At 39.5% G+C, this 11,208-nt stretch carries 8 protein-coding genes and 2 pseudogenes; 1 reads left to right on the top strand and 9 read right to left on the bottom strand.

What is annotated here, in order from left to right; genetic code table 11:
• Positions 1-778 precede the first annotated feature (778 nt).
• From yacG to HNQ69_RS08015, 8 genes and pseudogenes are all read right to left on the bottom strand, one after another.
• Positions 779-1,036, bottom strand: a complete 258-nt coding sequence (gene yacG / locus HNQ69_RS06495) for a DNA gyrase inhibitor YacG (RefSeq protein WP_246348546.1) — start codon at positions 1,034-1,036, stop codon at positions 779-781.
• A gap of 66 nt (positions 1,037-1,102) precedes the next feature.
• Positions 1,103-1,801 (bottom strand): Maf family nucleotide pyrophosphatase, encoded by a 699-nt coding sequence (locus HNQ69_RS06490; protein ID WP_183229245.1) that lies wholly within the window; start codon positions 1,799-1,801, stop codon positions 1,103-1,105.
• Positions 1,802-1,951: 150 nt separating this feature from the next.
• Positions 1,952-2,170 (bottom strand): translation initiation factor IF-1, encoded by a 219-nt coding sequence (infA, locus tag HNQ69_RS06485; RefSeq protein WP_183229244.1) that lies wholly within the window; start codon positions 2,168-2,170, stop codon positions 1,952-1,954.
• A 3,614-nt stretch (positions 2,171-5,784) separates the two neighbouring features.
• Positions 5,785-6,366, bottom strand: coding sequence for a disulfide bond formation protein B (locus tag HNQ69_RS06480; protein WP_183229243.1), 582 nt, complete (start codon positions 6,364-6,366; stop codon positions 5,785-5,787).
• A 10-nt stretch (positions 6,367-6,376) separates the two neighbouring features.
• Positions 6,377-6,529: a DUF5993 family protein gene (locus HNQ69_RS06475; RefSeq protein ID WP_183229242.1), complete on the bottom strand. Its 153-nt coding sequence runs from the start codon at positions 6,527-6,529 to the stop codon at positions 6,377-6,379.
• A 489-nt stretch (positions 6,530-7,018) separates the two neighbouring features.
• Positions 7,019-7,602, bottom strand: a pseudogene (locus HNQ69_RS06470) (disulfide bond formation protein B).
• Between the two features lie 10 nt (positions 7,603-7,612).
• On the bottom strand, positions 7,613-7,765 hold the full coding sequence (locus tag HNQ69_RS08020) for a DUF5993 family protein (RefSeq protein WP_343056877.1): 153 nt from the start codon (positions 7,763-7,765) through the stop codon (positions 7,613-7,615).
• Positions 7,766-9,480: 1,715 nt separating this feature from the next.
• Positions 9,481-9,600, bottom strand: a pseudogene (locus HNQ69_RS08015) (DNA-processing protein DprA); the annotation flags it as partial.
• A gap of 291 nt (positions 9,601-9,891) precedes the next feature.
• Here HNQ69_RS08015 and purE point away from each other — a divergent pair.
• A complete protein-coding gene (gene purE / locus HNQ69_RS06465) occupies positions 9,892-10,389 on the top strand; it encodes a 5-(carboxyamino)imidazole ribonucleotide mutase (protein WP_183229241.1) in 498 nt (165 codons plus the stop codon).
• Here the strand turns inward: purE and HNQ69_RS06460 are convergent.
• The coding region (locus HNQ69_RS06460) for a hypothetical protein (RefSeq protein WP_183229240.1) at positions 10,327-11,208 on the bottom strand (882 nt) is incomplete at its 5' end. The two genes, purE and HNQ69_RS06460, sit on opposite strands and share 63 nt — an antisense overlap.

The raw sequence follows: 11,208 nt of genomic DNA, 5'->3' as shown, positions 1-11,208 counted from the left end.
CTCCACCCGCAAAGCCATACCTGAAGAACTCTAACACTAACAGCCGCCCAGAAGAACTCCACCCGCAAAGCCATATCTGAAGAACTCTAACACTAACAACCCATCTGTAAAGCCCTGCTAAAAGAGCCCTCGCCTTAAGGATTTAATTTGAACGATAGAAAGTACCACCCAAACACACCTTTTGTTTTTTTAAGTTCGCTTTGTTTTTAAAGAGCAGCATTTTACGATAGATAATTACAAAAAACATGAACCTCTTCATAATATTTTTTCTTAATAAAAAAAGAAACTCTCTTCTACTTTATCAATTTGTTTTTCATACTTGCTCTATATTGACTTTATGCAGTTACAGTTACAAGAGGTGAATTACGGACACTAAGATAGGAAAATATTATGAATAGTTTTATTCCTTCTCATGAGAAAACCGAGCTATGCCGTGTTTGCCGGCAAGGTTGCTACAACGACACACCACACGGCCCCATAATATATTCGTCGATAAAGTCTCTTTCTTTCAGCAAATAACAACTTACGGCGGTAAACCTAGTTCTCTCTCAACCGAAATGCTCAATTCTCTTGGGTGCCCATACTTAATCTCCAGTTTTCTCGAACACATCCAAACTTTCTACGACTCCAAAAAGCTTCTCATTTTGGCTTCCACGCCTTGTCCTCTTTCAATTCTTAATTCGCGGGTTTTCGCCAACACGCACGTTCTTCCAATCACTTCAAACCTTCACGCTTGCCATAAATCTCACATTTAACATTTTTAAAAGCTTTGCTATTTTCACTCTTCTTCATCACTTATTTGTGGTGGCGGCGGCAAAATATAAGTACCTGAAAGCCAGCGGTTCAAATCAATAGCTCGGCACCTTGTTGAACAGAAAGGATAGGCATTTTGTTGTGCCATCTGACCACAAATTGGACAAGGATGGGGAGGCCGGATTGAAGATATTTTTTTTGCGTTAAATCTTGCTCTTTGGGCATTTTGTACCTCTTTGTTATTTTCTGGCAGATTTTGCTTTCTGTTGTTCCTTTTTTTCATTTTGCCTCGCCTCCCTTTTTGGCTTTTTGCACTGTTCCATTGGTTTTGCCTGTCGCCTCAATTTCTCTAACACAGCTCTCCAGTCCAATGGGGAAGAAGTGGATAGCGATAAGTTGTGAGAAGATCCATTGTTTCCGCTAAAGGCAATCCAACCACATTGGAATAAGAGCCAGCAATATGGACCACAAAAGCACCAGCTTTTCCCTGAATCGCGTAGCCACCGGCTTTTCCTTGCCATTCTCCAGAAGCAAGATAGGCATCCATCAATGCGGCAGTCAACCGCCGAAAACGGACGTGGCTTTCGACCAATTTTACGGTTTTTTTTCCACATTCATTGAGAGCACAAATAGCACCATAGACCTTGTGAGAACGCCCAGAAAGGAAGCGCAAACATTCATAAGCCTCATCTTCACTTTCTGGTTTAGGAAGAATGGTGCGTCCCACAGCAACCACGGTATCAGCAGACAAGATGACAATTTTCTGCGCTGGTGCTTCTTCTTGACCATTTTGGCTGCGCCATAGCAAAGTTTCTTGCGCTTTAAGCGCTTTTTCCTTTGCCAAACGTTTTGCAAGATTTGCGGGATGTTCTTTTAATTTTGGTGTTTCATCGATATCGGTTGTGTAAACCTCATGTGGTTCAAGACCAATCTGCGCTAAAAGCATCAAGCGACGAGGTGAAGCAGAAGCGAGCACCAATTGGATTTCTTTGGAAGGAATTTCTTGCAAATGTTTTTTTCCTAAGAAGGTTTTCTTTAAGTTTATCATTTTTCCCCTCTCAAGATAATTTTAAGCTCCTACCCAATTCATTTTGGTACTCCCCAATACCTTTTCCGATTTCATGCATTTCGAAGTAAAACATAAAGATATTTTAGAAACATACGGCCACTTTTAAAGAAAAAGAAACCCACCCATCGCCTATTTATAACGATATGTAATCCGCCCTTTTGTCAAATCATAAGGAGTCATTTCCACCATGATTTTATCACCAGCTAACACACGAATACGATTTTTTCGCATTCTTCCAGCGGTATGCGCAATAATTTCATGATCATTTTCCAATCTCACGCGAAACATCGCATTGGGTAAAAGTTCAGTCACGATACCAGAAAATTCCAAAACTTCTTCTTTTGACATAAATAATTGTTTCCTTTATAGTACACAAGATTTTTTAAGCTGTGCGTTATTTTCAGCGTTCATACCTTATTTTCTTGGCTTTGTGAACAAAATTTAACGAAAAGGAAGATGATTTTATGTTTATTCTCCGACACTCTTAAAAAGCTTTAGTCTTTCAATTTAGCTCATTTGTTAAGATACGTTGTTGAGAAAATTCACGGGAAATTGTCGAGATATTCTTTAAACTTCTCCTTATCCAGTGCATCTTTTACTTTATTCTACGTACCCGATCTATTTTTTCCATTCACACCCTTCGCACACCGATCCCGCATCTCATCCTCACACCTCTCCCTGCGTTTTATTCTGTACGTCACCTAAGACGCACCCTTTCCATGCACACAACGCCCTTTTTCCAACATCATCACTCCACACGTCATTCCCCCTCTTTGCACATCAGCGCTTTTCTCCCCTTAAAGCGTGCGCTCTTCTCACCCTCCTCTTTTCACCCCCCGCATAATGCCTTCACCCCACATATTAATCCCCAAAAATTAATTCCCAAAAAGCAAAAATAACATCCCCTATTCTTTACTTTTTTACAGCTTAACAGTTTTACGCTTTTACGTATTTACAGAAAAATAGCAAAGCTCTGCAAAATACATTGTATGACAATACAAGTATGACAATACAAAGCTGTTTTTAAATCCTCGCTTTTAAAAGAAATCTCATAGATCAGCTCTTATTACTGAGGTTTTGACACCTTTGCCTTTTCTACACAAACCAACACAAAAACACGCGCTTACCCTTCAAACGACGATAGCGACTAAGGTAAATCACGTCCCACACGCAACAGCTCCCGCAAGCGCGCAATCTTTGCTGCAAGAGAGCCTTCAGATATGCAATCTTCTACAGATTAGAGAGTTATCTCATCCCTCCTAGATGGCAATGATTTTTGCCAAGACGCTCCACCTACAAGAGACAAAAATACACGAAATGCACAAGCTCTTTTAGTCTCTCAAAGAAACGTGTTTTTATCGCATAAAGATATCGATATTGTCGCGTCTAGGTAAATCACGTCCCACACGCAACAGCTCCCGCAAGCGCGCAATCTTTGCTGCAAGAGAGCCTTCAGATATGCAATCTTCTACAGATTAGAGAGTTATCTCATCCCTCCTAGATGGCAATGATTTTTGCCAAGACGCTCCACCTACAAGAGACAAAAATACACGAAATGCACAAGCTCTTTTAGTCTCTCAAAGAAACGTGTTTTTATCGCATAAAGATATCGATATTGTCGCGCCTAACTGGCATTTTTTGTATATTTTCTGCAGAATTTTCATCTTGTCCTTTTACACATTAAAAGATATCCCCCTGTTTTTCAACTTCTGTGCACTATGGTGATCCAAGTTTTTTCAACCTATAGAAGAGGATGCCATTGCCTTATGAAACACATGCAACCGCTCCCTCTTTTCAACGCTTTGAGAGACTACAGCTTTTGAGTAAATTATGATTCCTGTTTATCTCTTACCTTATTTTAACACTGTGCGTCTTCATTTTACAGGAGAACGCTTGGGATTTGAGAGTGACAATACACCTCTTCACCCTCAATACACCTCTTTACCCTATTTATGAATTTTCCTCCTAAAGCAGCAATATCTATATGTTTAAAGAATTTAAGTTAGGTTTTGAGCAGAATATTAAGAGCGCTATGACTCATAAAAACTATGAAACCATATTTTTTTCACCATTCCACCTTATTAAGCCACGGGATCAGAAAATTATTTGGTAATAATTTTTTATTTTCAAACCTATAGTACACCAATTAATCTTATAGATGTCTCTCCAACAACAAAATACCTGAAGAATGACATTTTAAACCTGCCCCCTCTCCCCTTCCTAAACCCTCCTAAACAATGAAATTGTATAGCCCACCGGAATAGCCCCTCTATTCTTCTTCTGCTCGCTTTTCTCATATTCACCCACATACTTTAGAGAGCATAAAGCTGCCTTGCCAATTGAACAGAAAATATAAAGAAACTGTCTCTCTTTATCATAAATTTATTTGATCTCATGTGTCACTGTTTTCTATTGGGTTTCTTCCTTCCCCCTAAAGGTATTCGATTTCTTCCCCCTAAAGAATGCGACTTTCTGAGAGATTCAAGCTTTTATGATCGCCTCGCCCCTTGCAGCACTTTCTTTCTGACCACGCATAGAATGGCTGCAGAAATACCAGAAACAAAACCCACCCTGAATACTGCTTGCACCATAAAAGTAACAGATTCAAGATCTTATGATCGCCTCGCCCCTTGCAGCACTTTCTTTCTGACCACGCATAGAAGGACTGCAGAAACGCCAGAAACAAAACCCACTTTGAAGATTGCTTACGCTATAGAGGCAGCAAATTGATTGATAAAATAATAAATTACAATTTAAATAAGATCCGCAAAGACAGTAAGATTTATATATTTCAGACCTTTGCCTTTAAAATCAATAAAGCCATCATCTTGCAAGATATACATCTTGCAAGATATAAAAGAGATTGGTGTGTCGATAAAATCGTTTGAGATAAGACACAATATACCTCTCATGAACTGCCCTAAGATAAGAGCAGTGGCAGCATTTTGCATTGGCAAAGAAAATGAGAATTCCGCCTTGTTCCTGGCCTCATTAAAATTGGTGGTCTCCAATGAATTTTGCGTTATAGCCCCCAAGTCCCGTCGTGCAGGGGAATTGAAGGAAAGAAAAGCACCTTGATGAGACGCGATTCAAGAAACCATCAAACTTTTCCACACGATGGACTGTAACCATATTCTCTAGATTTATTTAAAATTTGCCCACTTTTGGTAAACGCTGCCTATGTTTGGTAACCATTTTCTCTATTTGGTAAAATTTGCCTATGTTTAGCATTTTTTGGCAGGATGACTGGCAACTCTTAAGATAATGGTGAAATTTTTATCCACTTTGTTTCTGCTGGAAAAATCGTCGTTCATCTTTTTCTGTTGCCAGAACCATCTTTAAAATATTTGTGCCTCTTTTAAAATGAAGATTTTACACCGAAACCTCATCGCGAAAGTTGGAAAAGAGTGCGTTTATTTTCAAGCTTATAAACAAGCGCAAGGTTGAGGAAGAAGTGGATAACACTTTTTTTTAAAAAAAAGAGGTCTTCTCGCTAAAAAAGACCTCCTTAAAAATAAGAAAATTACTCAGCAATAGTTTTCTTATTTTCAAAGTTCATGCTTTAAAAGTATAAAAACGCCTAAAGCATCACATGAATACTAAATTCCAAAAAGAATACTACACAAATAAATTTAAAATTCAATTAAAAAGAGCACAAGTAAAAATTTCATAATGCAGAGGAAATTTTCTCCTCAACAACAGAAACTTTAGTTAAAGAGCTTCTCATAAAAAGATGCGCATAAGTTTAAGGAAAGATTTTTTGCAGTCCATGTGTTTTTTGTTGCACAGAATGGATAGGGCCGCTGTGTCGCCTGATAAACAGGCGTTTTTCGTTAAGAAATCAGAAATTTGAGTTCGCTTTGTCAGGAGTTTTTTTCAAAAAAAGCGGCAATATTGCATACTGCCACCTTTTACTCTCTCACCGTTAAGACATTTATCCGGGAAGTTTATTGAAAAACATTTTAATATGAGGAAGGGAACCAACTTGACAAGAGTTCATATCTTACAGGATCATCAGCACACTGTCCACCTCCACATTCAAGCACAGTAGAAACCAAATTTGCTGCGATCAAAAAAATGAATAAGAAACTTGCCATTTTACTCAAGATAGGAAAAGGGGTAAAGGTTTTAAATTTGTCTGCTACTTCGCTCAAAATCATGAGGCATGATACTGCAAGAATACAAAGAACTGAAATAATAAAAGCCCAAGTATAAAAATGCAATCCAAAGAACGTTGAACCATATCCCAGATCATCGGGTGTAATATGCAAAAACACTTGCCTTGCAGCCACAATACTGGTTACCATACAACCAAGAATAACCATACCATAATGGGTATTTTTCACTTTATGGTGAATATTGAGTAAAAATCCACATCCTGCAAGAATCAGACCAACGCGTTGAAGAAGACAAAGGGGACAAGGCAACTCAAACCTTACCAACTGATAATAAAAAGCCACCATCAAGACAATTGATAAACCAATAAGTCCTAATACATTCAGAAATATAACAAAATGAGGGTTTTTTTGTTCAATATTTTCCATGGCTATTCTCTCAAAAAGACAGGTTTAAAGTAGAAGTCGCGTGGTGATTAAAGGTAAGAAGAATGACAATCAATAAAAGTGCCCACAATACATAACTTACATTTTTTTTACCATACACCGCTGTTATTGCTGTACCTAAAGCGATTAAAAATGGAACAAACATAGTATAAAGTCTCCTTTCTTATTTTAAGAGTATAAAATATTATAAAATTGGGCGAAAAAGAGACCATGTGTCTATTATTCACAATGCATCATTAACTTTTAGTCTCTGACAATATTAGAGGGAACGAGCAACTAGAGAAGGTCTTAGCAGCGCCTGGCAACAAAAATATTTGACCACGCTTTCCTTTATAGATTAAGCAAAAGAGTGTATTTTCCCCCTAGCGATGGGGGCTTCATTTAAACGGAAAAACAACACTCACTTTCTGACTCTTAAGATTTTATATCCTTGTTTTCACAAATAATATATTCTTATTTTCTGCCTTCATTTTGCCATTTAAATATCTTTTTTATGATGAGAAAATATCTCAAATTAATACGCTCATAAGAGATTATTGTGATTTTCTTTTACCTTAGCAAACGAAAAATACCGAGAACAACTGAAAACCTTGTAAGTTAAGAGATACAGATTGAAATTTTATGGAAAAATCCTTTACGACGAGGAAGAAAACCAATTTAAGCCCCCATATTTTACAGGATCACCGGGCACAATCCACTTCCGCATTCAAATATAACAGTCAGCAAGTTTGCTGCAATCAAAAACACAAAGAGGAAACCTGCCATTTTGTTCAAGAGAGGAAAAAGAGTAAATTTTTTAAATTTGTACGCCGATTTATTTAAAATCATGATAAATGTAACTGCAACAACATAAAGGATTGCAATAACAAATGCCCAAATAAAAAGACGCAGTCCAAAGAGTGTTGGACCATTTCCAAGATTACCCAGTGTAATCTGTAAAAAAATTTGTTTAGCAGCAGAGAGACCAGTTGCTATGCAACCCAAAATAACCATACTATAATGAATATTTTTCACCCTCTGGAAAATATTGAATAAAAACCCACAGCCCGCAATGATGAAACCAAGACGCTGAAGAAGACAAAGGGAGCATGGCAACACAGGCGGCGCGGGATTTGTCAGTTGGTAATAGAAAGTCATCAACAGGACAATGCATAACCCAATAAGTCCTAACACATTCATAAATATGTCAAAATAATGATTTCTTTCAATATATTCCATGACGACTCTCTCAAAAAGACAGGTTAAAAGTAGAAATGACATGGTGATTAAAAATAAAAAGAGTAACACTAAACAGAATTACCCAGAAAGTATAACTGATTTTTTTTTGACGATATATAATCATTATTGCTGTAGCGAGGGCAATTAAAAACGGAACAAACACTGCTAAAATCTCCTATTTAATTTGCTGCACAAATATATCGAGAAATTAGGCAAAAAAGTGTTGATCACGATTTGTTCATAATTATTATTTTACGAATATATAAATTAGGAAATTATAAAGTATAAAGACTGCTAAAAATGAATTTCAAGAAAGGCATTTCTCTGCAGCACTTAACCGTATGCTGACTTTTCCATCAAGAAAAAGAGCCTATTTTTCTCTTGACTATGAAAGAAATTTGAACAGCAATAATCAATATTATTGATTTAATATTAAGATTTCACATTGCTTTTTTCACCATAAAATCTTTTTGCTTTTGCTATTAAATTCTTTCTTGTTATAAAGTATGGGTTCAAATTGCAACAAGCGCTCAATATTATGGTTTTTGCTTACCCTTTTAGCACACAAAAAATTATAAAAATCTTACTGAGAAGACGAATAAAAATGAAAGTTTTTTCAAAGAACGTAAGAATGCATCAGAAAAAAACATTTAGAGCAAGCAAGGAGAATGTTTTCCCATAATCCATTATTCCCCGCCTATTATTCTATGTTTTGACAAATCTGGTTTCTATACTAAAGAGATCAAAAGCGAAAACAAAGATGCTTTTCCTTCATCCAGATTATCATTATCTGCCTAAGTCACTGTAAACACAGTTTATACTGAAACGAGGAAGAAAAATTTCCACTTTGATTTCAAGTTTTGTTTTAAGCATTGCTTCATAAAATATTGACTTGACGCATTACTGAAGCAAATCCACTCCCCTTATTGGATAAATAAGCTTGACTGAAGTATTTTTCATTAAAATTTGCCACCTAAAACTTCAAGCATTTTCTGAAATAAAACATACTTGATATGAAAAGAAGAAGATTTGTTACTATTTTATGAAATTTATTTAAATGTTATGCGATAGATATACTGTGACTTCTTGCTTGAGAAAGAGGCAGCTTTTATAAAAGCCGCAGAGCTTGGAGCAGAATTTTTCCTCCCCATGCCGATGTATCTAGAGTGCTGATCAAAATATCCAAAGTTGAGCATTATCTTCTACACTTTATTCACCCACCTCCTCCACCCACCTCCTCCACCCACCTCCTCCACCCACCTCCTTCATCCATCTCCTTCATCCATCTCCTTCACCATCTCCTTCACCATCTCCTCCATCCACCTTCCTACCTGCTTTCCAATACACCCTTCACTGCATGCTCCCATCCATTTTTCCCCATCCAAGCCACCACCAAAAACCGCACCATCTTTTTAGCTTAGCCTTCACTCCTCTCCCCCTCTCCACTAATGCATTCTTCAATTCATCCTCCATCCACCTCCTTCACCCACCTCCTTCACCATCTCCTTCACCCACCTTCCTACCTGCTTGCCAATACACCCTTCACTGCATGCTCCCATCCATTTTTCCCCATCCAAGCCACCACCAAAAACCGCACCATCTTTTTAGCTTAGCCTTCACTCCTCTCCCCCTCTCCACTAATGCATTCTTCAATTCATCCTTCATCCACCTCCCTTCATCGCTATTGAAGTATTTCACATGGTTTAAATGAAACGATAACTGAACTTTTAAATCTATTCATTATTGATGTAAAAAAGTAACAGTTGCAAAATGATATATTTTGTGTAGCACAAGGCTCCAGTTTTCTACTTCTACTGTTGATTGAGAGAGAGTTTTAATCACATAGTCCAAACAAATTGTTAGACAAATGCACTCTTAAAGGGGCGGTGAGGATTTTATTACCTTCAGAAAGGTCGGATAATTTGGTTGTCCCACTGCGATAAAGCGAATACCTAACCTTTTGGCTTTTTGCATTTCTTTTTCAGCATCTTTTTCTGTCCTATTCGCCAAAAAAGCACAGAGATTCATCAACCATAACACAGACACGCATTAACAAAATACGTACATGGCTTAATCAGCATTTCATTTTATTTAAATGCGTTTTTTAATTGTTTCTTTTGTAAAAAGAAGAGCTTTTACTCACTTAATATTTTTCTTGCGATCTTAATCTCAGCCTAAAGCAGGATTGAAAAAATTATTGTTTTGTCATCAATTGAATTTGCAAATAGAGTATAAGGCTTTTAAAAACAAGGGAGAAGAATCGCTTTGAAACCTTGAAAAGGATTTAAAATGACGAAAGAATCATGTGATGTAGCGATTTTAATGGGTAGCCAATCGGATTGGCAAACAATGCGCCATAGCGCGGATATTTTGGCATGTCTTGGTATATCTCATATTTCACATATTGTCTCGGCACACCGAACGCCTGAACGCCTTTACCAATTTGCGAAAGGAGCAAAAGCAGCTGGTTTTAAAGTCTTGATTGCCGGCGCTGGAGGTGCAGCGCATCTTCCTGGTATGCTAGCAGCACTCACGCCCCTTCCTGTTTTTGGCGTTCCTGTGCACTCTCAATCTTTATCTGGTCAAGATTCTCTGCTTTCAATTGTGCAAATGCCAGCAGGCGTACCCGTTGGCACATTAGCGATTGGCAAAGCGGGTGCTATTAACGCAGCGCTTTTAGCGGCAGCCGTTCTGGCAATTTACGATGATAACGTAGCACAGCGATTACAAGATTGGCGTCAGCAACAAACAGCCAATGTTGCGCAAACTCCGGTAACTGAGGTTTAAAATGACAAAATCTTCCACCGCACCCCGCAAAACTGCTACACTCAACATAGCCACAACCTTGAACGCGCTCTCCACAACCACCACACCCAGCACAGCCACCAACCCGGATGCATCCCCCACAACCGCCCTACTCAGCACAGCCACTAACCCGGATGCATCCCCCACAACCGCCCTACTCAGCACAGCCACTAACCCGGATGCATCCCCCGCAACCGCCCTACTCAGCACAGCCACCAACCCGGATGCATCCCCCGCAACCGCCCTACACGGCACAGCCACCAACCCGGATGTATCCCCCGCAACCGCCCTACACGGCACAGCCACCAACCCGGATGTATCCCCCGTAACCGCCCTACACGGCACAGCCACCAACCCGGATGCATCCCCCGCAACCGCCCTACACGGCACAGCCACCAACCCGGATGCATCCCCCGCAACCGCCCTACTCAGCACGGCCACTAACCCGGATGCATCCCCCACAACCACCACACCCAACACAGCCACTAACCCGGATGCATCCCCCACAACCACCACACCCAACACAGCCACTAACCCGGATGCATCCCCCGCAACCACCACACCCAACACAGCCACTAACCCGGATGCATCCCCCGCAACCGCCCTACTCAGCACGGCCACTAACCCGGATGTATCCCCCGCAACCACCACACCCAACACAGCCACTAACCCGGATGCATCCCCCGCAACCGCCCTACTCAGCACGGCCACTAACCCGGATGCATCCCCCGCAACCGCCCTACTCAGCACGGCCACTAACCCGGATGCATCCCCCACAACCACCACACCCAGCACAGCCAC

The sequence above is a fragment of the Bartonella callosciuri genome (assembly GCF_014203215.1).
GTDB classification, from domain to species: Bacteria; Pseudomonadota; Alphaproteobacteria; order Rhizobiales; family Rhizobiaceae; genus Bartonella; species Bartonella callosciuri.
Note: the sequence above shows the minus strand (reverse complement) of the source record. Positions and strands in the feature narration are given on the sequence as shown.

Bases quoted from the DNA above. Each gene is read 5' to 3' on its own strand.
- yacG (WP_246348546.1), bottom strand. From the start codon at position 1,036: ATGAAAAAAAGGAACAACAGAAAGCAAAATCTGCCAGAAAATAACAAA.
- HNQ69_RS06490 (WP_183229245.1), bottom strand. From the start codon at position 1,801: ATGATAAACTTAAAGAAAACCTTCTTAGGAAAAAAACATTTGCAAGAA.
- infA (WP_183229244.1), bottom strand. From the start codon at position 2,170: ATGTCAAAAGAAGAAGTTTTGGAATTTTCTGGTATCGTGACTGAACTT.
- HNQ69_RS06480 (WP_183229243.1), bottom strand. From the start codon at position 6,366: ATGGAAAATATTGAACAAAAAAACCCTCATTTTGTTATATTTCTGAAT.
- HNQ69_RS06475 (WP_183229242.1), bottom strand. From the start codon at position 6,529: ATGTTTGTTCCATTTTTAATCGCTTTAGGTACAGCAATAACAGCGGTG.
- purE (WP_183229241.1), top strand. From the start codon at position 9,892: ATGACGAAAGAATCATGTGATGTAGCGATTTTAATGGGTAGCCAATCG.